This window comes from Scandinavium tedordense (assembly GCF_024764965.1).
Taxonomy (GTDB): Bacteria; Pseudomonadota; Gammaproteobacteria; order Enterobacterales; family Enterobacteriaceae; genus Scandinavium; species Scandinavium tedordense.
In genome coordinates, this window is sequence record NZ_JALIGG010000054.1 from 327,413 (window position 1) to 350,607 (window position 23,195).

At 55.2% G+C, this 23,195-nt stretch carries 20 protein-coding genes; 5 read left to right on the forward strand and 15 right to left on the reverse strand.

All coding sequences use genetic code 11. The annotated features are described in order from the left end of the window. The first annotated feature begins 190 nt into the window (after window positions 1-190). Together MUU46_RS10520 and MUU46_RS10525 are read left to right on the forward strand one after the other, a co-directional pair. A complete protein-coding gene (locus MUU46_RS10520; RefSeq protein WP_159760677.1) occupies window positions 191-391 on the forward strand; it encodes a YfgG family protein in 201 nt (66 codons plus the stop codon). A 110-nt stretch (window positions 392-501) separates the two neighbouring features. Further along, window positions 502-1,848, forward strand: a complete 1,347-nt coding sequence (locus MUU46_RS10525; RefSeq protein ID WP_258965490.1) for an MFS transporter — start codon at window positions 502-504, stop codon at window positions 1,846-1,848. Window positions 1,849-1,867: 19 nt separating this feature from the next. On the opposite strand, the gene MUU46_RS10530 is transcribed toward MUU46_RS10525, so the two are convergent. After that, on the reverse strand, window positions 1,868-2,782 hold the full coding sequence (locus MUU46_RS10530; protein WP_258965491.1) for a DMT family transporter: 915 nt from the start codon (window positions 2,780-2,782) through the stop codon (window positions 1,868-1,870). 101 nt (window positions 2,783-2,883) lie between these two features. Here MUU46_RS10530 and MUU46_RS10535 point away from each other — a divergent pair, with 101 nt between their 5' ends. Then, window positions 2,884-3,801 (forward strand): LysR family transcriptional regulator, encoded by a 918-nt coding sequence (locus MUU46_RS10535; protein WP_258965492.1) that lies wholly within the window; start codon window positions 2,884-2,886, stop codon window positions 3,799-3,801. A gap of 23 nt (window positions 3,802-3,824) precedes the next feature. Here MUU46_RS10535 and MUU46_RS10540 read toward each other — a convergent pair whose 3' ends face one another. Then, a complete protein-coding gene (locus MUU46_RS10540; protein WP_258965493.1) occupies window positions 3,825-4,271 on the reverse strand; it encodes a winged helix-turn-helix transcriptional regulator in 447 nt (148 codons plus the stop codon). Between the two features lie 119 nt (window positions 4,272-4,390). Here MUU46_RS10540 and MUU46_RS10545 point away from each other — a divergent pair, with 119 nt between their 5' ends. After that, window positions 4,391-5,572, forward strand: a complete 1,182-nt coding sequence (locus MUU46_RS10545) for an MFS transporter (protein ID WP_374685002.1) — start codon at window positions 4,391-4,393, stop codon at window positions 5,570-5,572. 56 nt (window positions 5,573-5,628) lie between these two features. Here MUU46_RS10545 and guaA read toward each other — a convergent pair whose 3' ends face one another. Further along, window positions 5,629-7,206, reverse strand: coding sequence for a glutamine-hydrolyzing GMP synthase (gene guaA / locus MUU46_RS10550; RefSeq protein WP_159760689.1), 1,578 nt, complete (start codon window positions 7,204-7,206; stop codon window positions 5,629-5,631). Window positions 7,207-7,273: 67 nt separating this feature from the next. Next, on the reverse strand, window positions 7,274-8,740 hold the full coding sequence (gene guaB / locus MUU46_RS10555; RefSeq protein WP_159464390.1) for an IMP dehydrogenase: 1,467 nt from the start codon (window positions 8,738-8,740) through the stop codon (window positions 7,274-7,276). Window positions 8,741-8,899: 159 nt separating this feature from the next. On the opposite strand from guaB, the gene xseA reads away from it, so the two are divergent. Then, window positions 8,900-10,282 carry an exodeoxyribonuclease VII large subunit gene (gene xseA / locus MUU46_RS10560; RefSeq protein ID WP_258965495.1) on the forward strand — a complete coding sequence of 461 codons (1,383 nt, stop codon included), beginning with the start codon at window positions 8,900-8,902 and terminating at the stop codon, window positions 10,280-10,282. 45 nt (window positions 10,283-10,327) lie between these two features. Here the strand turns inward: xseA and MUU46_RS10565 are convergent, their stop codons facing one another. From MUU46_RS10565 to pbpC, 11 genes are all read right to left on the reverse strand, one after another. Further along, window positions 10,328-10,549: a zinc ribbon domain-containing protein gene (locus tag MUU46_RS10565; RefSeq protein ID WP_258965496.1), complete on the reverse strand. Its 222-nt coding sequence runs from the start codon at window positions 10,547-10,549 to the stop codon at window positions 10,328-10,330. A gap of 50 nt (window positions 10,550-10,599) precedes the next feature. Further along, the gene (locus MUU46_RS10570) at window positions 10,600-11,691 is read right to left on the reverse strand and encodes a Gfo/Idh/MocA family oxidoreductase (RefSeq protein WP_258965546.1); all 1,092 of its coding nucleotides are present in this window, start codon (window positions 11,689-11,691) and stop codon (window positions 10,600-10,602) included. 74 nt (window positions 11,692-11,765) lie between these two features. Continuing rightward, window positions 11,766-13,244, reverse strand: coding sequence for a ribosome biogenesis GTPase Der (gene der, locus MUU46_RS10575; RefSeq protein WP_159760695.1), 1,479 nt, complete (start codon window positions 13,242-13,244; stop codon window positions 11,766-11,768). 83 nt (window positions 13,245-13,327) lie between these two features. Then, complete coding sequence (bamB, locus tag MUU46_RS10580) at window positions 13,328-14,506, reverse strand: outer membrane protein assembly factor BamB (protein ID WP_159760697.1); 1,179 nt, start codon at window positions 14,504-14,506, stop codon at window positions 13,328-13,330. 10 nt (window positions 14,507-14,516) lie between these two features. Next, window positions 14,517-15,137 (reverse strand): YfgM family protein, encoded by a 621-nt coding sequence (locus tag MUU46_RS10585; protein WP_159760699.1) that lies wholly within the window; start codon window positions 15,135-15,137, stop codon window positions 14,517-14,519. A gap of 33 nt (window positions 15,138-15,170) precedes the next feature. After that, the gene (gene hisS / locus MUU46_RS10590; RefSeq protein WP_258965497.1) at window positions 15,171-16,445 is read right to left on the reverse strand and encodes a histidine--tRNA ligase; all 1,275 of its coding nucleotides are present in this window, start codon (window positions 16,443-16,445) and stop codon (window positions 15,171-15,173) included. A gap of 93 nt (window positions 16,446-16,538) precedes the next feature. Next, a complete protein-coding gene (ispG, locus tag MUU46_RS10595) occupies window positions 16,539-17,660 on the reverse strand; it encodes a flavodoxin-dependent (E)-4-hydroxy-3-methylbut-2-enyl-diphosphate synthase (protein ID WP_159760703.1) in 1,122 nt (373 codons plus the stop codon). A 26-nt stretch (window positions 17,661-17,686) separates the two neighbouring features. Beyond that, window positions 17,687-18,700 carry a cytoskeleton protein RodZ gene (rodZ, locus tag MUU46_RS10600; protein ID WP_258965498.1) on the reverse strand — a complete coding sequence of 338 codons (1,014 nt, stop codon included), beginning with the start codon at window positions 18,698-18,700 and terminating at the stop codon, window positions 17,687-17,689. 264 nt (window positions 18,701-18,964) lie between these two features. Then, window positions 18,965-20,131 carry a dual-specificity RNA methyltransferase RlmN gene (gene rlmN, locus MUU46_RS10605; RefSeq protein ID WP_159760707.1) on the reverse strand — a complete coding sequence of 389 codons (1,167 nt, stop codon included), beginning with the start codon at window positions 20,129-20,131 and terminating at the stop codon, window positions 18,965-18,967. 149 nt (window positions 20,132-20,280) lie between these two features. Next, the gene (gene ndk / locus MUU46_RS10610) at window positions 20,281-20,712 is read right to left on the reverse strand and encodes a nucleoside-diphosphate kinase (protein WP_159760709.1); all 432 of its coding nucleotides are present in this window, start codon (window positions 20,710-20,712) and stop codon (window positions 20,281-20,283) included. 157 nt (window positions 20,713-20,869) lie between these two features. Further along, entirely contained in the window at window positions 20,870-23,194 is a 2,325-nt protein-coding gene (gene pbpC / locus MUU46_RS10615; RefSeq protein ID WP_258965499.1) for a peptidoglycan glycosyltransferase PbpC, read from the reverse strand. Window position 23,195: the final 1 nt, after the last annotated feature.

Below are 23,195 nucleotides of genomic sequence, written 5' to 3' on the forward strand. Positions count from 1 at the left end.
GGACGATTTGACTTAAATCAATAAATAACAACGCGGTTATGATTAATACGTCATTCCGTTCATGCGTTCGCTTGTTTTGTTCTTCGGCACTGTTTTGCGCATTTTTTATGCAGTTGTGAATTGACCCTGCTGCGTTGCTGTGCCTTAATAGGCGCATCGCCCATAATGGGTATTATTAAAGGACCCCGCAGTGAGCCAGGCAACTCCTATGCGAAAACGACACCAGTTTAACAGTCGCATGACCCGGATCATTTTACTTATCAGCTTCCTCTTCTTCTTTGGCCGCTTCGTCTATTCCTCAATCGGCGCCTGGCAGCATCATCAGGACAAGAAAGCCGCGCAGCAGTCAAGTCAGGTCACTGAACCTCAGGTGCGCACCGAGCAAAATTAGTTCCTCTCAGGCCAGGACAATTCCCGGCAAAAGTCCCTGCATTTGCATCCTACGGTAAAACCAAGCACGATGATGGTGAATCCGTAACGAACAGCCAATACAGGGAACGTATGAAAAACATCCTGAATACCTTTCTGCCGCTGTACACCACCACCCTGCTGATGTTGCTCGGTTCCGGGCTGTTGACTACCTATATTTCATTGCGCCTTGCGCACGAAGAAGTCAACGGTACGGTTATCGGGGCGATAACCGCAGCGAACTATCTGGGTCTGGTGATTGGCGGCAAAGTCGGCCACAACCTGATTGCCCGCGTGGGGCACATTCGCGCTTACGTCTCCTGTGCGGGGATTATCACCGCCTCGGTCGTCGGCCACGGACTCAGTGATTTTATCCCCTTGTGGATTTTCCTGCGCATGGTTATTGGCCTGTGCATGATGTGCCAGTACATGGTGCTGGAAAGCTGGCTTAATGACCGGGCGGAATCCTCGCAGCGCGGCGCCATCTTTGGGCTGTATATGGTCGCGACCTATCTCGGCCTGTGCGGTGGGCAGATTATCCTGATGGCGGCAGCCGGAACCGGGCCGTCGATGCTGCTGATTGTCGCTCTCTGCTTCGCCTTGTGCCTGGTGCCGATCGCGCTCACCACCCGCACCACCGCGCAGCCAATGACTCCTGCGCCGATGGAGCTCGGCTACTTCTTTAAAGCTATCCCCAAACTGCTGGCGGCAACGCTGGTGATGGGCATGGCTGCCGGCGCGTTTTACGGTCTGGCACCAGTCTATGCCATCTCGCAAGGCTTAAGCACTCGGCAAACTGGCCTGTTCATGGGTGTGACCATTTTCGCCGGGATGGTTTCGCAGTTCCCGCTGAGCTGGCTCTCCGACCGCTATGACCGTCAGCATCTGCTGTTTTATACCGCGGTGCTGTTTGCGCTGGCCTCTCTGCCGCTGTCGGTTCTGCCTCACCTTGGCTTTTACTGGCTGTTGGGTATGGCCTTTATTTCCAGCATGGCGATGTTCTCGCTTTATCCGCTCGGCGTGGCGATTGCCAACGATCGCGTGGATCCAGACCGCCGCGTATCGCTGACGGCCTGTCTGCTGATGGCATTCGGCGTCGGGGCCTGTATCGGGCCACTGATAACCGGTGCAATCATGCAACCCTTCGGCGGTAACGTGCTTTATTTCTGCTTCACGCTGTGCGGTGCGACTATCGGGGCCATCAGCTGGATCAGAAAACGTCAGCCGGAGATCATCGTCGATGCGCCATTACCACACGTGGTAATGCCCGATAGCCTGATGTCTTCGCCGCTGGCGGTGGCGCTGAACCCGTCAATGGATGAAGACGTTATTCAGGAAGCGATGGTGGATACACCGGCAGAAGAGGCCGCGCCAGAAGACGAAATCACACCTGACGCGGAAACGGCGGAAGAAACACCAGAGGCGAAGACAGCTCCATAATCGGGGCGGCCTCCTGGCGTCATGACAGGGCGACTTTTGTCGCCCTTTTTTGTGCATTTCTGGAGCACAGCGCAATCCCGCAAATAATCAGTACCGTGCTGGCCAGATGGAACGGATGCAGCGTCACGTTCAGGAACATCACGCTGAATAATCCTCCGGTCAGGGGGATCAGATGGGAGAACACTTCGCCACGAGTAGCCCCAATAGCCTGAATGCCTTTGTTCCACAGCAGATACGACAGCCATGACGGGAAAATAATCAGATACGCCAGCCCTGACAGAAACTCCGGTTGCAGGTACTCATGGGGGGACGGCAGGCCATGCTCGTACAGGGAGAACAGCAGTACCGGCAGCAGTACCACGGCACCAAACGCCGCGCTGACCGCCACGAAAGCATTGCCTCCAACTTCACGTGGTTTAGTGCGCAGGAACGCACAGTACACCGCCCAACTGGCCGCCGAGCCCATGGTCCAGAGGTCACCGCGGTTGAGGTTTTTCAGCGTATCCAGATGCAGTAAATCCCCCTGCATTACCAGCCACACCACACCAAATGAACTCAGAACAACACCGGCAATATTATGTGCCGATATTTTCTCTTTAAAAATATAACGATTAATTAATAACACCAGCACTGGCGTGGTAGATAAATAAATTGCCGCATTCAGCGAAGAGGTATATTGCAGGCCAATATAAAGTGTCAGTGGAAATAGTACCTGTCCAAATAATGCGAGGAATGCCAGCACCGAAAAAGAGCGTTTCATCACCGACCACTGAGCGCGAATCTGTCGGGAATAGAGGCTAACCAACAGCAGCACCGTCAAAACCCAGCGTGCAGCCGAAAGTAAAATAGGATCTGTGTGCGCCACCAAAATATGGCCCACCACATAATTCCCACCCCAAAAGCAGGCTGCAAGGCTAAGTAATAAATAAGGCATAAATGCTCCCGTAAAAATACGTTCTGGATTAACAGAAGATTATCGCGGGGCTAAATTGGATGCTAATATAATGTTTTCCTCATCGGGTATCGTTTAAAACTATGAAGTTCACTCTGAGACAACTTGAGTTCTACATAGCTTTAGCAGAAACATTACAAGTTTCTAAAGCCGCCAGCCGTTGCCACGTTTCGCAATCCTCGATGACCGTTGCACTGCGCAACCTTGAGGAAACAGTGAATGCGCAATTATTCCTGCGCCAGCCCAAAGGCATTCAGTTGACCGCGGCGGGTGAACGCTTTCTCGCCCATGCCCGAAAAATCATGAACGACAGCCGATTTGCGCTGGAAGATTTGCTGAACCAACCTGAAACTACGGCCGGAGTGGTGCGCATCGGCATCGCTGAGACGCTTTCTGCCTATCTGCTACCCGAAATATTGCATGAAATTGAAAGCCGTTTCCCGCTGATAGACATCATTTTTCAGGAAGCCCAGGCACCGGAACTGCTCAGCGCGCTGCGGGATCAACAGATCGATTTCTGTTTATTGCTGACCTCAAATATTCCACACGATGATGATCTGGAAGTGGAAACGTTTATCCGTTCACTGCGCCAGCTCTGGACGTCAATCGACCATCCTCTGCTCAGCAAACCTGAAATAACGCTCAGCGATGTGGCACAAATGCCCTATTTGATGTTGAGCACCGACGAATACCCCAGTGTGATCGGCGATCATTTTAAAAACAGCGGATTCTCGCCAGACGTTTGCTTCCGCTCTAACTCGTTCGAAGCCGTGCGCAGCCTGGTGGCGCAGGGCAAAGGCGTCACGATTTTGTCGGATCTGGTGTATCGCCCATGGGCACTGAGCGGCCTGAGAGTAGCACGCCGGACGATCAATGACTGCATCACCTACATGGACGTCGGCGTGGTGAAAACCGTCAACCATCCTCCTTCCTCCGCCAGTCAGCGACTGATGGATTTTATGCGACAGCAAATTCTTCGCTTGCATGCGCATTCGAGGTGATGAGCGCTGCCGCGCAGGTCATGTTACTTAACTTTCTGCACTTCAGTTTCGGCAGGGACTAGCGCAGTTCCATCTTCCGAAATGGGCCCCATGAACGGAACCGGCTTGCCGGTATGCTTGTCGATCAGAATCGAATGGCGTTCACCGGCTTCGAACAGGTGCTGCTCGCCCCATTGCCGCAGTGCCACCACTACCGGAAAAAGGCTCTCTCCCTTTGCCGTCAACACATACTCCTGATACGTCGTTCCATCCGAGGCGTTCCGCATCTCAAGGATCTCCGCATTAACCAGCTTTTTCAGCCGATCGGAGAGGATGTTTCGTGCCACTCCCAGGCTACGCTGGAAATCGCCGAAGCGGCGCATGCCATCGAAGACGTTGCGTACGATGAGAAGTGACCAGCGATCTCCGATCACATCCACACTACGGGCAACGGGACAAGGTTCATCGTTCATGGATTCAGGGGACGGCATCGGATCCTCTCGTTGACTGGCCAGGGCATTCTGGTTGCATTTTAAAACTGCATAACCTAACCTTCAACTAGTTTTATTTTAAAACTGGAATAGTGAGAGCTGGGATCATGAAGAGTTCGATGGCATTACCGTTAACGACTGACCTGCCCCGCAGCCTGGTATGGCTATTCGCCATTGCCAGTGGCCTGAGCGTGGCGAATGTCTATTACGCGCAACCTCTGCTCGACGTGCTGGCGCAGGACTTCGGTATCAGCCATGCCGCTGTTGGCGGCGTGGTCACCGCCACACAAATTGGTTGCGCGCTGGCCCTGCTGCTGCTGGTGCCGTTGGGTGACCGCGTGGATCGCCGTCGTCTGATGGCTTTCCAACTACTGGCGCTGGTGGCCGCACTCACTGCGGTCGCCATGGCGAGTTCTGCGTCGGCCCTGCTGGTGGGTATGCTCGCGGTAGGCTTGCTGGGAACGGCGATGACTCAAGGGCTGATAGCCTATGCAGCCAGTGCGGCAGCAGCCCATGAGCAGGGACGCGTCATAGGTTCGGCACAAAGCGGCGTGTTTATTGGGTTACTGATGGCCCGGGTATTTTCCGGGGCAATAAGCGATCTGGCAGGCTGGCGCGGCGTTTACCTCTGCTCCGCCTTACTCATGCTAATGATTGCCCTTCCTCTTTGGCAGCGGCTACCGACGCTGGTGGTTGTACCTAACCCGATGAGCTACCCTCGCCTGATCGCATCCATGCTGACGCTGCTTAGAGACGAAAAAGTACTGCAAGTACGCGGTGTTCTGGCGCTGCTGATGTTTGCCGCATTCAACATTTTCTGGAGTGCGTTAGTGCTGCCATTAAGTGCACCGCCCTATGGCTTCTCGCACACCATCATCGGGGCCTTCGGGTTGGTGGGAGTGATCGGGGCACTGGCCGCCACTCGAGCCGGGCAATGGGCCGATCGGGGCTACGCCCAACGCACCAGTGCGCTAGCGCTTATCGCATTACTGTTAGCCTGGTGGCCCCTGTCGCAGATGGAGTTGTCGCTCGGTGTGCTAGTGATTGGCATCGTGCTGCTCGATTTAGGTGGCCAGGCACTTCACGTCACCAATCAGAGCATGATTTTCCGTACCCGACCCGACGCGCATAGTCGGCTGGTCGGACTCTATATGCTTTTCTACGCTATCGGCAGCGGACTGGGTGCCATCGCCACCACGGCAACCTATGCCCGTGCGGGCTGGGATGCCGTGTGCCTGCTGGGGGCTGCGATCAGTTTTTTAGCACTTGGATTCTGGTGGGTGACGCGAAGAATCACCTGAACAAAAACAAAAAAGCCCGCAGTTACGCGGGCTGAAAGGCTAGAGCTGACCGGGGGTTATTCCCACTCAATCGTCGCTGGCGGTTTGCCGCTGATGTCATACACCACGCGGGAAATCCCGTTCACTTCGTTGATGATGCGATTAGACACGCGGCCGAGGAAATCGTACGGCAGGTGCGCCCAATGCGCAGTCATGAAGTCGATAGTTTCGACGGCACGCAGAGAAACAACCCAGTCGTACTTGCGGCCATCGCCCATCACGCCGACGGAACGGACCGGCAGGAATACGGTGAATGCCTGGCTCACTTTGTTGTACAGGTCAGCTTTGTGCAGCTCTTCGATGAAGATAGCGTCCGCACGACGCAGCAGATCGCAGTACTCTTTCTTCACTTCGCCCAGCACGCGTACGCCGAGGCCTGGCCCTGGGAACGGGTGACGGTACAGCATGTCATACGGCAGACCCAGCTCCAGACCGATTTTGCGCACTTCGTCTTTGAACAGTTCACGCAGCGGTTCAACCAGACCCATCTTCATCTCTTTCGGCAGGCCGCCCACGTTGTGGTGAGATTTGATGACGTGTGCTTTACCGGTCGCGGAGGCCGCGGATTCAATCACGTCAGGATAGATAGTGCCCTGAGCCAGCCATTTCACATCTTCGAGCTTCAGCGCTTCTTCATCGAACACTTCGACAAATACGCGGCCGATAATTTTACGTTTAGCTTCCGGATCGTTTTCACCCGCCAGCGCGCTCAGGAAGCGCTCTTCACCTTCCACGTGCACGATGTTCAGACCGAAATGATCGCCAAACATATCCAGCACCTGCTGAGATTCATTCAGGCGCAGCAAACCGTTATCGACGAACACACAGGTCAGATTTTTACCGATAGCACGGTGCAGCAGCATCGCAGTTACGGAAGAATCAACGCCGCCGGACAAGCCGAGGATCACGTTGTCGTTGCCAACCTGCTGACGAATACGCTCAACAGCATCTTCGATGATTTTTGCTGATGTCCACAGAGCTTCGCACTGGCAAATATCGAGCACGAAACGCTCCAGCATACGCAGGCCCTGACGGGTGTGCGTCACTTCCGGGTGGAACTGCACGCCGTAGAAGCGTTTTTCTTCGTTTGCCATAATGGCAAACGGGCAGGTTTCAGTGCTGGCAACAGTCACGAAATCAGACGGGATGGCAGTCACTTTGTCGCCGTGGCTCATCCATACGTCGAGCAGTGGCTTACCTTCTGCGGTCAGGGCGTCTTCGATGCCACGAACCAATGCGCTGTCGGTTCTGACTTCTACCTGCGCGTAGCCAAACTCACGTTCGTTAGAACCTTCAACGTGGCCGCCAAGCTGCATTGCCATGGTCTGCATGCCGTAGCACACGCCGAGAACCGGGACGCCTGCTTCGAAGACATACTCTGGCGCGCGCGGGCTGTTGTCTTCGGTGGTGCTTTCCGGGCCGCCGGACAAGATGATACCGCTCGGATTGAACTCACGAATTTGTGCTTCGGTAACGTCCCAGGCCCACAGTTCACAATAAACGCCCAGCTCGCGCACGCGACGTGCAACCAGTTGAGTGTACTGAGAACCGAAATCGAGGATAAGAATGCGATGTTTATGAATATTGTCGGTCATTGACGATAATTCCAGGGCAAGTGAAACAAAATCAAAACGCCCGGCATAAGCCGGGCGCGGGAAATAATCAAGAACCCATGCGGTAGTTCGGGGATTCCTTGGTGATGGTCACGTCATGTACGTGACTTTCCTGAATGCCCGCCCCGCTGATGCGTACAAATTCAGCCTTGGTACGCAGCGCGTCGATGGTACCACAGCCAGTCAGGCCCATACAGGAGCGCAGGCCGCCCATCTGCTGGTGAATGATCTCTTTCAGGCGACCTTTGTACGCCACGCGGCCTTCGATACCTTCCGGTACCAGTTTGTCGGCAGCGTTATCGCTCTGGAAGTAACGGTCTGAGGAGCCTTTGGACATCGCGCCCAGAGAGCCCATGCCGCGGTAAGATTTGTAAGAACGGCCCTGGTAAAGTTCGATTTCACCTGGAGATTCTTCGGTACCCGCCAGCATAGAACCGACCATGACTGCGCTTGCGCCCGCGGCAATGGCTTTGGCGATATCACCGGAGAAACGGATGCCGCCATCGGCGATAACCGGAATACCCAAGCCTTCCAGCGCTTCAACCGCGTCGGAAACAGCCGTAATTTGCGGGACGCCCACGCCGGTTACGATACGGGTAGTACAGATAGAACCAGGACCGATACCCACTTTCACCGCGCTCACACCAGCGTCAGCCAGGGCACGAGCACCTGCGCCTGTAGCCACGTTACCACCAATGATTTGCAGGTCTGGGTATTTCGCGCGGGTTTCACGAATGCGTTGCAGAACGCCTTCGGAATGGCCGTGTGAGGAGTCAATCAGCAGAACGTCAACGCCCGCGGCAACCAGCGCATCAACGCGCTCTTCGTTACCGGCACCGGCGCCAACTGCCGCACCCACGCGCAGACGACCATGCTCGTCTTTACACGCATTCGGTTTACGCTCGGCTTTCTGGAAATCTTTTACGGTGATCATGCCAATCAGGTGGAAATTCGCATCAACAACCAGCGCTTTCTCCACACGTTTTTCGTGCATTTTACCGAACACGACGTCACGAGCTTCGCCTTCACGCACGGTGACCAAACGCTCTTTCGGCGTCATGTACACACTGACAGGCTGGCTGAGGTCGGTCACGAAACGCACGTCACGGCCGGTGATGATACCGACCAGTTCGTTGGTTTCAGTCACTACCGGGTAACCGGCAAAACCGTTACGCGCGGTCAGCTCTTTCACTTCTGCCAGGGTCGTGGTTGGCAAGACGGATTGTGGGTCAGAAACCACGCCGGACTCGTATTTCTTCACGAGGCGAACTTCTTCCGCCTGACGCTCGATAGACATGTTTTTGTGAATAAAGCCGATGCCACCTTCCTGAGCCAGGGCAATTGCCAGGCGCGCTTCCGTCACGGTGTCCATTGCTGCGGAGAGCATAGGAATGTTCAGGCGAATGGATTTAGTTAAATGCGTGCTGAGATCAGCAGTATTCGGCAGAACAGTGGAATGAGCGGGAACGAGGAGGACGTCGTCAAACGTCAGTGCTTCTTTGGCGATACGTAGCATGGCAATATCTCTACCTGGAGGTTAATAAATATTGCCGTGGCATTATACAGAGCGTAATCGGTTGCATCCACACTTTTTTGCAAAAAATGCTTGCGATCGCATCTGAGCAAGTTACTATCGACTGAATAACCTGCTGATTTAGAATTTGATCTCGCTCACATGTTGCCTTCTCAATCCCCCACAATTTTTACCGTTAGCCGCCTGAATCAGTCGGTTCGTTTGCTGCTGGAACGAGAAATGGGGCAAGTATGGATCAGCGGTGAAATCTCCAACTTTTCTCAGCCCTCTTCAGGGCACTGGTACTTTACCCTCAAGGACGACAACGCCCAGGTGCGCTGTGCGATGTTCCGTAACAGCAATCGCCGCGTCACGTTTCGTCCGCAGCATGGCCAGCAAGTGTTAGTTCGCGCGAACATCACGCTGTACGAGCCGCGCGGTGACTACCAGATTATCGTTGAAAGCATGCAGCCTGCGGGCGAAGGGCTATTGCAGCAAAAGTACGAGCAGCTCAAAGCGCTGTTGTCTGCAGAAGGCCTGTTCGATCAGCAATTCAAGCAGCCTTTGCCAACGCCTGCGCACTGCGTCGGGGTGGTAACCTCGAAAAGCGGGGCTGCATTGCACGACATCCTTCACGTTTTGAAACGTCGCGATCCATCGCTGCCGGTGGTGATTTATCCCACGTCGGTTCAGGGTGACGATGCGCCGGGTCAGATTGTCCGCGCCATTGAACGGGCAAACCAGCGCGAAGAGTGTGACTTGCTGATTGTCGGGCGCGGCGGCGGTTCGCTGGAAGATTTGTGGAGTTTCAACGACGAACGCGTAGCGCGGGCGATTTTTGCCAGCCGCATTCCGGTGGTCAGCGCCGTCGGGCATGAAACCGATGTCACCATCGCCGACTTCGTCGCGGATTTACGCGCCCCGACGCCATCTGCCGCTGCCGAAATGGTCAGCCGCAATCAGCAGGAACTCCTGCGCCAGGTGCAGTCGGCCCAGCAGCGGCTGGAAATGGCGATGGATTATTTCATCGCCAACCGCAACCGTCGATTCAGCCAGCTTCAGCATCGTTTGCAACAGCAGCATCCGCAGCTGCGCCTCGCGCGTCAGCAAACGGTGCTCGACAGACTGCGCCAGCGCATGAGCTTTGCATTAGATAATCAGCTGAAAAAAACCACTCAGCGTCAGCAGCGGGTGATTCAACGTCTGAATCAACAAAATCCACAACCGCGAATTTATCGCGCGCAAACACGTATTCAGCAACTGGAATATCGTCTGGCGCAGACGCTTCGTGCGCAGCTCAGCACGACGCGGGAACGGTTTGGCAATGCGGTGACGCATCTTGAAGCCGTTAGCCCGCTGTCGACGTTAGCACGCGGCTATAGCGTGACAACCGCCGCCGACGGCAAGCTGGTCAAAAAGACTAAGCAGCTGAACGCCGGAGACACACTGACAACGCGTCTGGAGGATGGAGTGGTGGAAAGTGAAGTCACCAAAATCACGCCGGTGAAGAAAGCGCGGGCACGGAAAGCCAAACCGACCCCGTAGGCCCGGCAAGCCCGGTGCCGCCGGTTATTCTCAATCCCGCAATATTTACGGCACCGCCACCACAAACTCCACGCGCTTTTTCGAAATCAAACCATGGCCGTTCTGGCAAAAATAATCCACCGCACCGCAGGCTTTCAGCACGTCCAGCGGCTTATGGCATTCCGGGCACAGCGCCTGTAAGACGAAATCCTGCTCGCACTGCGAACAATGCGCGCTGCCGCCCTGCTGCTCCAGCGGATCCTCACAAACCGGACACTTCAGTTCCATCGTTGACTCCTTGGTCATACGAAAATCTTCAGGCTATTTTACCACAGGCTTCAATGTGAGCCGCGCAGTTGCTGCTGTAACTGTAGCAGCGCCGTCACTTCTGCAATGCGACGTTGGGTCAGTTGGCTGACCTGCTCAGGCGCGCGCGCGAATACGCTTTTAGCCCCGAGAATATGTCGCGCCAGGCAGCGATCGTATACCGGGCCTTCCATTTTCCAGCGCTGCACATTTTCTCCCTGCCACACTTCAAGCACTTCACCGGAACCGCGTCGGTCCTGGCTCAGAATGGTTCCGTTCCGCAAATGCAGGCGAACGCCTTTTTGCCCACCGGCTGGCCCCGCATATTTGTTCAACCACATCTCCAGCGGAATGCCACACAGCTCACCCTGCAAATGTGCACTACCTTCTGCGGTAGTGGTATCGCCCATCGCAATGGCGTTGCCCAAACGATCTTTGGCTTCGCATAGCGTCAGGCTCAGGCGGTCGTTGGTTCCAATGGCTGCCAGCGTTTCGTGCATCATCGCCAACACATGCGTGCCGATATCAACAATCACGCCGTCGGGATGACGAAGCGTACGAGTGTCAGGTTCGCCAGTGGCGAAATTCAGCGCAACCGGCTCACCTTTATCATTAAACCCGCTCGGCTCGAGCAGATATCCTTCGATTTTCACGATATCCGCGAGGGATGAAATGGGTGCGTGCATCGTCGGATAATCCGCTTCCGGCAGCCAGTCGCTTTCCGGCTTACCGCAAAGTAGCTGCCTCACGCCGTCGCGTGCCATCCAGTGGTCGAGTGCGAGTACGCGGTTCACGTTTTCCGGCATTGCTAACAGAGTCTGAAGCCGAGCGAGCTGTTCCAGCGTGGCGGCAACCGGCTTTTCCACCACGATGCGCGGCACCGCAGATTTCAGCACCTGTTCCAGCACCGGTAAATGCCACAACGACCCGGTGGTGATGAACACCATCTCGGGCTGCTCCGCCAGTAGCGCATCGAGCGAACCGCAACGAGTGATGCCCGATGGCGCTCTGGACTCATCGATATCGAAACCGTAGCAGTCCGTCAGCGGTACGTTGAGGCGCTTAAGCGCGGGTAGATACGCAGTGTCGATAACTGCGCCAAGACCAATGAAACCCATTTTCATCATAAACCTCAGAAACAAAAAAACCCGCCATCAGGCGGGTTAGTATCAGTACCGCGCCAGAAAAACGTTGGCGCTTACTTACCTTTTTTAATGTGTTTAATCAGACGCTTACGCTTACGCATCTGATTCGGCGTCAGGGTATTACGCTTGTTCGCGAACGGGTTTTCCCCTTCCTTGAACTGAATGCGGATTGGCGTACCCATTACTTCCAGTGATTTACGGAAGTAGTTCATCAGGTAGCGCTTGTAGGAATCCGGCAGGTCTTTCACCTGATTACCGTGGATAACCACAATCGGTGGGTTATAGCCTCCGGCATGCGCATATTTCAGTTTCACACGGCGACCGCGAACCAGCGGTGGCTGGTGATCTTCGGCAGCCATGTTCATGATGCGGGTCAGCATCGCGGTGCTCTGACGGTGCGTGGAGCTGTCGTATGCTTCGCGAACAGACTCGAACAGATTGCCAACGCCGCTGCCGTGTAGGGCAGAAATAAAGTGCACGCGCGCGAAGTCTATGAAGCCCAGACGGAAGTCGAGAGTCTCTTTGACCTCTTCTCTCACTTCATTGCTCAGGCCATCCCATTTGTTGACCACGATAACCAGTGAGCGCCCACTATTGAGGATGAAGCCGAGCAGCGAGAGGTCCTGGTCAGAAATGCCTTCGCGGGCATCAATAACCAGCATGACCACGTTGGCGTCTTCAATCGCCTGCAGGGTTTTGATAACCGAGAACTTTTCTACGGTATCCGTAATTTTTCCGCGCTTACGTACCCCGGCAGTATCGATGAGGATATATTCACGCTCATCGCGTTCCATCGGGATATAAATGCTGTCACGCGTGGTGCCCGGCATGTCGTAAACCACAACGCGGTCTTCACCGAGAATACGGTTAGTTAGCGTTGACTTACCCACGTTCGGACGACCGACGATAGCGAGTTTGATTGGCAGGGAGCGCGGGTCGAAATCATCTTCCGGCTCTTCAATCGGCGTGCCATTCTGCTCAGCTTCGAACTGTGCCCAATACAACGCGTCTTCGTCGACTTCTTCAACCGGCGCGACTTCGTCCATAAATGGCAGCAGCGCGTGCTCAATCAGGCTAGTAACGCCACGGCCATGAGATGCGGCAATCGCGTGAATTTCACCGAGGCCCAGAGACCAGAAATCCGCGACGGCCTGATCCGGGTCGATACCGTCAGTTTTGTTGGCAACGAGGAACGTCGCCTTTTCGCGTGAACGCAGGTGTTTGGCGATACCTTCGTCCGCAGGCATCAGCCCGGCACGCGCATCAACCATAAACAACACGACATCAGCCTCTTCAATCGCCAGCAACGACTGTTCCGCCATGCGTGTTTCCACGCCTTCTTCCGTGCCATCGATACCACCGGTATCGATACAGATAAACTCGCGGCCTTCCACTTCAGCACGACCGTACTTACGGTCACGAGTCAGACCCGGGAAATCCGCGACCAGCGCATCTCGCGTGCGCGTCAGACGGTTAAACAACGTGGATTTTCCAACGTTAGGGCGCCCGACAAGCGCGACCACAGGTACCATGATAAATGCCTCTTAAATTCTAAAAACAGTAAAACGGCCCCTGCTAAAACAGGGGCCGTTTGCAATGCATACAGCGAACAGACTTAACGTGTAATGGAGTACAGCGTTCCGTCTTTCGCCTGGATCAGCAGTTGCCCATCGGCTACCACAGGATCGGTCAGGAATCCTGAGCTGTCCACTTCTTGCTGCGCAACGAAGCGGCCATCCTGCGGGTTAATCCAGTGCATGTAACCTTCGCTGTCACCGACGACCAGGCTGCCATTATACAGCACTGGTGACGTCAGTAGACGGTGCAGCAGATCGCTCTGCGTCCACAGCGTCACACCACCATCAGTGCTGAGCGCCAGCAGACGGTCGTCCTGATCGACCAGATAAATACGGTTGCCGTCGACAACGAAATCATTCACCGAGCCCATTTCACGTTTCCACATGATCTGGCCACTGCGCAGATCCAGCGCGGTCAGGTTGCCATTGTACGCGAGGGCGTAAACAACGCCATTCACGATGACAGGCGTCGTATCCACGTCACTCAGACGGTCGATTTCGGTCGGACCAGTAGCCTGGGAAATACGCTGCTGCCAAATCAACTGGCCCTGCTGCATCAGCACGGCGTTGACGCGGCCGTTATCGCCACCCACAATCGCTGCGCCAAAGGCAGTCGCCGGAGCAGATTCACCGCGCAGAGAAAGCGCTGGCATGTCGAGGTTAACGGTCCATTTAATGGCACCGTCTGATTCATTCAATGCCTGCAACTGACCATTGCTGGTGTGGATAAGTACGACGCCGTCGCTTACAACAGGACGGGACAGCGCTTCACCGGCAACACGGGTTTGCCATGCAACGGTACCATCGCTGGTGTTCAGCGCATAAACTTGTGCTTTCTCGGAGCCGACATAGACGTGGCCGCCATTCACCGTCAGACCACCAGATAGCAGCGCCGGTAAGTGGGAGAACCAGCCGTCTTTCTCAGCCAGGTTCACAGACCACACTTCTTTCCCGCTTTCCGCGTGCAGTGCTTTCACGGTGCCTTTACGGTCCGCCGCGTACACCACGCTGTCGGCATATGCCGGGTGCAGGTTAGAGTAGAAATCGTCAATACCGCTACCTACGGACTCACTCCAGGAGGTAGTCGGGGTAAACTGATTTTCAACCGTTGGCAGCGGGGACATTTTCACAACGTCTTCTTCGCTGTTAAACAGTGAACAACCGCTCAATAACGTAACAGACAGCAGTCCTGGCAAAAGTAATTTACGCAATTGCATCGGGTCCCTCTCAGATGGACAAATTATTCATTTTCATGCGCATCATTTCGCTGAGCGCCGGTGAAGCATCACTTTTTACGCCAGCTTCCCAGGCGGCTCGAGCCCCCTGCTTATCGCCTTTGCTTAACAGGATTTCACCGCGTAAATCCGCGACGATTGCTGTCCAGCCTTCCCCTTTAATACCATCAAGGGTTTTCAGTGCTGCATCAGGCTGTTTCATTTGCAACTGGACGCGGGCCAGACGCATGTTGACAACCGATTTCAGGTTATCATCAGGCGCAGCTGCCAGTCCCAGTTGCAGTTGTTTTTCTGCTTTATCCAGCTGGTTCGCATCAACGAATTGCTGAGCCAGTTCCAGTGCGGCAAAAGCACCGTAAGCATTTTTTTGATTCGCTGCGATGTTTTCCGCAGCGGCGTAGGTGTCAGGTTTGCCCGCTTTCAGGGTGCTCACGGCACTTGCATAGGCCTGTGAGGTCTCGCGGGAATTATTTTCCTGATGCGAAGACCAGTAACGCCAGCCAATCAGCGCACCAATCCCCAGTACAACACCCACCGCCAGCGCTTTGCCGTTCTCAGCAAAGAAAGTTTTAAGTGCGTCGACCTGTTCGTTATCGTTACTGTAGACTTCCACGCAGTTCTTCTCCTGAATAATAGTCCCGGGCGATTAGCCCAGCAGTGTGCGCAAATGCGCGGCAACGCTGTCCTGCGTTACAGTCGTCTGCTCACCAGAGCGCAAATCTTTTACCACAACATTGCGTTCAGTGACTTCAGATTCACCCAGCACCAGTGCGACGCGAGCGCCCCACTTATCGGCTCGAGCAAACTGCTTCTTGAAGTTACCGCCACCGTGGTTGGTCATCAGTTTAATGGCCGGCAGCTCATCACGCAGCGCTTCAGCCAGACGCAATGCGGCGGACTGAGTACCGGCACCAGAGGCAACCAGGTATATATCGACAACGGGATCGGCTTTAAATTCCGGATTAACCGCCTGAACCAGTAAAACTAAACGCTCGAGACCCATCGCGAAGCCAACGGACGGCGTAGCGCGACCACCGAGCTGCTCGACTAAACCATCGTAACGGCCACCCGCGCAGACGGTGCCCTGAGAGCCCAGGCTGCTGGTAACCCATTCGAAAACGGTGCGGTTGTAGTAGTCGAGACCGCGAACCAGACGCTGGTTTACGGTGTAGGCAATGCCCACTTCGTCCAGAAGCGCACAAAGACCAGCAAAGTGTTCACGAGACTCTTCATCGAGATAGTCACCCAGCGCAGGCGCGTTATCGAGCAGCGCCTGAACGTCAGGATTCTTGGAATCCAGTACGCGCAGTGGGTTGGTGTACATGCGACGTTTGCAGTCTTCGTCGAGCTTATCTTTGAACTGCTCCAGATAGGCAACCAGCGCTTCGCGATAATTCGCGCGTGCGGAAGCCGAACCGATAGAGTTCAGCTCAAGACGAACGTGTTCAGAAATACCCAACGCACGCCACCAGCGCGCGGTAAGCAAAATCAGCTCGGCGTCAATGTCCGGGCCCTGCAGGCCAAAGACTTCGCAACCCAACTGATGGAACTGACGATAGCGCCCTTTCTGCGGACGCTCGTGGCGGAACATCGGGCCGATATACCACAGACGCTGTTCCTGATTGTACAGAAGACCATGCTCGATGCCGGCGCGTACGCAGCCCGCAGTCCCTTCCGGACGCAGCGTCAGGCTATCGCCGTTGCGGTCCTCAAAGGTATACATTTCTTTTTCAACGACGTCGGTCACTTCACCGATCGCGCGTTTGAATAACGGGGTCTGCTCTACAATCGGCAAACGGATTTCGCTGTAACCGTAGCTGCCGAGCACCTGTTTCAGAGTGCCTTCAATGCGCTGCCAGAGAGCGGTTTCGCCCGGCAGGTAATCGTTCATGCCGCGAATGGCTTGAATGTTTTTTGCCACGTTTTTTCTCTTTATAAATACAAAAATGAACCCTGACGCCCGGAGCGCCTGCGGGTTCAATCATACACGGGAAGCGTGCTGCTTCCCAATACGTTATTTTGCTTCGACTTGCTGCACGTCGATACGACGCGCTTCGTCGAGAATGCTGGCCTTGGCGCGAATCCGCGCTTCGAGCTGGCTAATCATATCGTCGTTGTCGAGACGGTCTTTACGCACGCCGTCTTCGTACAGGCCACTTTTCTTATTCCCGCCGGTCACACCGAGGGTAGACACCAGCGCTTCACCCGGACCATTCACCACGCAACCGATGATCGAAACATCCATCGGCGTAATGATGTCTTCCAGGCGCTGTTCCAGCGCGTTCACGGTACCTATCACATCAAACTCCTGACGCGAACAGGTCGGGCAGGCAATGAAGTTGATCCCGCGAGCGCGGATGCGCAGCGATTTAAGAATATCGAAACCAACTTTGATCTCTTCAAGCGGATCTGCCGCCAGCGAAATACGCAGCGTGTCACCAATCCCTTCGGAGAGCAGCAATCCAAGACCAACGGCCGATTTAACCGCACCGGCACGTGCGCCGCCAGCTTCGGTGATCCCGAGATGCAGAGGCTGATCGATTTGCTTCGCCAGCAGACGATAAGACTCTACGGCGAGGAACACATCGGAGGCTTTTACGCTGACTTTAAACTGATCAAAGTTCAGACGATCGAGATGATCGACGTGACGCATGGCGGACTCAAGCAGTGCCTGCGGCGTTGGCTCGCCGTATTTTTCCTGCAGATCTTTTTCCAGCGATCCGGCGTTAACACCGATGCGGATAGGAATGTTTTTATCGCGAGCGCAGTCGACAACCATGCGAATACGCTCTTCGCTGCCGATGTTGCCGGGATTGATACGCAGACAGTCGACACCGTATTCGGCCACTTTCAGCGCGATTCGGTAATCAAAGTGGATATCGGCCACCAGCGGTACGTTGACCTGCTGCTTGATAAGCTTGAATGCTTCGGCCGCATCCATGGTCGGCACCGACACGCGGACGATGTCCGCGCCGACGCGTTCAAGGGCTTTAATCTGGTTGACCGTAGCGTCCACATCGGTGGTGCGCGTGTTGGTCATGGACTGTACGGCGATGGGAGCACCATCGCCAACAGGCACGTTCCCAACGTAAATACGTGTTGATTTTCTACGTTGAATTGGAGCCTGGTTATGCATGTAAAATCTCCCGCGTGGCGCGTCTGTTACTGAGCCTGAACCGGTGATTGTTCGGCATTCAGGGTCAGACGTGCAACCTGGTTTGTTCTGATAAAGCGGCTCAGATCGACAGGTTTACCCTGGAACTGAATTTGTACTGCCGCCGGAGCGCCAATTTTAAGCTTATACGGCGCCTGGCCTTCTAAATTGAGCGTACCGTCTTTGCGCTGTAAACCACTGAACAGTTTTTTACCGGTAGAGTCGGTCACTTCCAGCCAGCAGTCAGCGTTGAAGTTCATCACCAGCGCATTCGGGCTCGCCGTTGGCGTAACCGCAGCCTGATCGGTCGGCAGTGGTGCAGCCGGCGTTGCAGGGTTGGCGGCGGTAGCGGTGTTATCCACGTTTGCCTGAGACGGTGAAACAACGGTGTTGTTCTGCGCGTCAGGCGCAGTTTGCGCAGGTGCAGTCTGTGCCGTTGCGCCTGGCGCATTGGCGTCAGCTGCCGGTTGCGAATTGTCTGCCGTTACGTCAGGTGCCTGGCTCTGTGCACCGCTGGTATCCAGCGGGACATTCTGAGTGTTGCTGCTGTCGTTAGCATTCAGTTCAGCGCTGGACTGATCCGCCATCGTCGAAATCTCTTCCTGCTGCGCTTTGTGGTTTTGCCACCACCACGCACCGGTCAGGCCGATAACGACAAACAGGACCAGCCAGGTGAAGCTCATCAGCCAACCGTCGCGTTTCTTACGACGTTTACCTAAAGACATGTTCTGCATTGGTGCCATTTTCGCGACGCGAACAGGCACCTCTTTTGCAAGAATAGGCAAAAGCTCTTCTTCAGGAATGTGAACAAGACGGGCATAGGAACGGATGTAGCCACGCAGAAATGTTGAAGCGAGTGAGGCTGGCGCCTTGTCGTCTTCAATATCGCGAACCGTGGAAACCTTCAGGCATAAGCGTTCAGCGACGGCTTGCTGGCTGAGTCCGAGTTGTTCACGGGCGTTACGCAGACGCGTCCCCGTGCTTTGTGCTGCTTGTGGATCTTGAGTGGCTTCAGTATTCATTCGCTACAGCTGCTGCTACGTAAATTTAAGGTTCTGGTGGCGGAAAACACCGCACCGCGAAACATCTCATGCCCGTCATCTGACAGACAGTATTAATACGTTAGGCTAACCTTTTAAACGTAAGGCTAACCTGTTGTTGCCCCGCTACATACTGCCTCAATCCAGGCAGAAACGCACCGTAATTATTAACCGGATCAGTGCGTTTCGTTTATTCCTTAAACATTTTAGACTCCGCGCAGAAAAATGCGCGCGGAGTACAGTCTATCAGACTGCTTTCACCGCAATCGGTTCACCCTGCATGCGTTTGCGCATTGTACGTTTGGTACGGTCGATAACATCACCGGCCAGCTGTCCGCAGGCGGCGTCAATATCATCTCCGCGAGTTTTACGCACGATAGTAGTGAAACCGTAGCCCATCAGAACTTTTGAGAAACGGTCGATTCGGCTATTAGAACTACGGCCATATGGCGCACCCGGGAATGGGTTCCACGGAATCAGGTTAATCTTACATGGGGTATCTTTCAGCAGCTCCGCCAGCTGATGCGCGTGATCCGTTTCGTCGTTGACGTGGTCGAGCATCACATACTCGATAGTCACACGGCCCTGGTTCGCGTTGGATTTTTCCAGATAGCGGCGCACGGCACCGAGGAACGTTTCGATATTGTACTTCTTGTTAATCGGGACAATTTCGTCACGAATTTCATCGTTTGGCGCGTGCAGGGAGATAGCCAACGCAACGTCAATCATGTCTCCGAGCTTCTCAAGCGCAGGCACCACGCCTGACGTGGACAGCGTAACGCGGCGTTTGGACAGGCCAAAACCGAAGTCATCGAGCATGATTTCCATTGCCGGAACAACGTTATTCAGGTTGAGCAGTGGCTCACCCATGCCCATCATCACCACGTTGGTAATTGGACGCACGCCGGTCTTTTTCTGCGCGCCGATAATTTTCGCAGCACGCCAGACCTGGCCAATAATTTCGGATACGCGCAGGTTACGGTTAAAGCCCTGCTGCGCGGTCGAACAGAATTTACATTCCAGCGCACACCCAACCTGAGAAGAAACGCACAGCGTAGCGCGGTCTTCTTCCGGGATATACACCGTTTCAACGCGCTGATCGCCCACGGCGATAGCCCATTTGATCGTACCGTCTGAGGAACGCTGCTCTTCCACCACTTCCGGGGCGCGAATTTCAGCGACTTCTTTCAGTTTATTGCGCAGGACTTTATTGATGTCGGTCATCTCATCAAAGTCATCGCAGCAATAGTGATACAACCACTTCATCACCTGATCGGCGCGGAAAGGTTTTTCACCTAAGTTATTGAAAAACTCACGCATCTGCTGACGGTTTAAATCCAGCAGGTTGATTTTGGCATCTTTATTGGGAACCGTCAGATCGACGTTTTCAGGTGTGACAATTTGTTCAGACATAGTGTATTCCGGCCTCGTTATTACACGTTATGGCCCCTGGAGGGTTGAAAAAGAAACGCCCCGGCGAGCAATCTGCTCTTCCGGGGGCGTTGCATTGTACAAATTTTGGCGCACGGATGCCACGTTTGCACGCGGCATTTACGAAATAATTAACGCGTACGAGTACAGACTTCGCCTTCTGCGAAGAAGTACGCGATTTCACGCTGTGCGGACTCAACGGAGTCAGAACCGTGGGTGCCGTTCTCGGTGAAGCTGTCAGCGTAATCTGCACGCAGAGTACCAGCCAGTGCATTCGCCGGATTGGTTGCGCCCATCAGGTCACGGTGACGCTGTACTGCGTTTTCGCTTTCCAGTACGGAAACCACGATTGGACCGGAAGTCATGAACTCAACCAGGCCGTCAAAGAAAGGTTTACCGTCGTGTTCTGCGTAGAAGCCACGAGCCTGCTCAACGGTCAGGTGCAGCATTTTGGTACCAACAATTTTAAACCCTGCAGCTTCAAAGCGCGCAAAGATGTTGCCAATAACGTTTTTTGCCACCGCGTTAGGCTTGATGATGGAAAAAGTACGTTCAATAGCCATGATAACCTCTGTTTTCTGTTCTGTTGTTGTGCATTCGGGCGAATACCTGGCGCGCATTATAATGAGCAAAAATGCCCCTGCATATGGATGAAGGTAACATTTTGTTAAAATAAGACGAATGTTAGCAACACGTGTCCGTAACTCACTGAAAGTGCATTTATTGCAGCGTAAAGGTGGCAGCGGCAACCTGTCCAGCCTCATCCATGACCACCAACTGGTATTCACCTGCTTTATCCAGAGTCAGCGTTACATTGGGTCCCGTATTCTCTGTCGGCTCACCGTTGATAAACCACCAGCGTCGCCCTTCCCCGCCGTTGGTCTGCAACGCGACTGCCGCCTGCATTTCGCCCGGCAGACGTTTGATGATAGCCCCGTCGCGCACACCCGATAACGTCAACGGAATCAATTCCTGCTGAGGCAACGGCGGACAGCTTTTCGATGCGGCGGGCAAACGCGCAGCGCGCCGCTCGCCGGGCGGCAACCATGGCTCCAGCGGTACCGGCCAGACGTCAAGCGTCGTCTCTTTTGCATCAGGGCAATCTGACGCAACGCGTTGCCCCTGTGCATTCAGCCACACCGGGAAGCGGATGCCACGCAGGCCGTCCTGGCCTGGCAGGAGCAGCGTCGGCGGCTGGCTGTTATCCAGCAGCCAGGTCGACAGTCGACGGCGACAGTTGCTGTCACCCGCCACCAGCGCCTGTCCGCCTGGCCAGCAGATGGTGCCAGTGCTGACTGAATCAGGGCGCGGGTCGCCAGGCAGACCATTTTTCGCGGACGTCGCGCGGGCCAAAAGCATATTACTGACCTGATTCAACAGCGGAATAGCACTGATAAATCCAAACTGGCCGACCACCGGCGTACCGTCCGGACGACCGGTCCAGATGCCAATCACATACCGCGCGTTAATCCCGATAGCCCAGGCATCGCGGTAGCCGTAGCTGGTGCCCGTTTTCCACGCCAGCGGGACGACCACAGGCAGTGAGCCGTCCGGCAACGGCTGATCTTCACCCGCCAAAATGCGACGAATAATCCATGCCGATCCCGGAGACAACAGCGGACGCTCAATCAACGGATCGCCGGGCAGCAAGCGTAATCGTCCGGCTTGCCCGTGCCGCGCAAACGCGCTGTATGCGGCGGTAATATCGGCCAGCCGCGCCCCGGCCCCGCCGAGGATCAGTGATAAATTCGGCTCAGCGCCAGCGGGCAAAATAAGCGGTAATCCGGCATTGCGCAGACGGGCAGCGAACTGTTTCGGCCCATAGGCTTCCAGCACCTGCACCGCCGGGAGATTCAGTGAACGTACCAGCGCATCGCTCATGCTGACCGGGCCGTGGAAACCGCTGTCAAAATTGCCCGGTCGATAATCACTGAAACGTCGTGGAACGTCCTGTAACAAAGAAGCTGGATGAATAAGCCCGCTGTCCATTGCCAGACCATAGATAAACGGCTTCAGCACCGATCCCGGCGATCGAATCGCGCTGACCATATCCACATGCCCAAAACGGCTGTCATCGCTGATGTCCGCCGAGCCGACCCAGCCGCGCACTTTCATGTTGGTGTGATCGACCACGATCATCGCCAGCGAACTGCGTGGCGGCAGACGCGACTTCCAGTTCAGCGCCAGCTCTTCCAACTGACGCTGGAGAGAAACATCCAGCGTCGTGACGACTTTTTCACTGCGGCTTTTTGCCAGCACCCGACGAGAAAAAAGCGGAGCCAGTTGGGGCATCTGCCGTGGGAACAACCAGACGGGTTCTTGTCGGGCTTCTTTGACCACCTGTGGCGACCACACGCCCTGCGTCAGCATGCGTTCGAGCACCTTATCGCGCGCGGCCTGAGCCCGTTCCGGCCAGCGATCGGGCCGTAAACGGCTGGGCGCCTGCGGAAGTACCGCCAGCAGCGCGGCTTCGGAGTAGCTAAGCTGTTGCGGTGGTTTACCCAGATAGGCCCAGCTTGCCGCGCCAATCCCCTGCAACGTGCCGCCAAACGGCGCGCGGTTGAGATACAGGGTCAGGATCTGACGTTTATCGAGATGCCACTCCAGCTGGAAAGCGCGCCACAGCTGACGAATTTTGCCCCCGAAGGTTCGGGGATGAGGATCGAGCAGACGTGCCACCTGCATCGTGAGCGTGCTGCCGCCGGAAATCACCCGTCCGGCGCGCAGATCCTGCCACGCCGCACGCAGCACCGACAGCGGATTCACACCCGGGTGATCCCAGAACCAGCGATCTTCATATTGGATCAGCGCCTGTAAATAACGCGGCGAAACCTCTTCAATGGTGACCGGATAGCGCCAGATCCCTTCGGCATCGGCAAAACGCCACAGCGGCGTGCCATCCTCCGCCACGACGACGCGTGCAGGGGTGACCTCATTGAGTGGAAGTGGCCAGAGTCGATCGGCCAAAAAGGCCGCCAGTCCGCTAAAAAGGAAAAACCCCGCCAGCCAAAGCCAGCGGGATTTTTTGAGACGAGTGAATGTCATC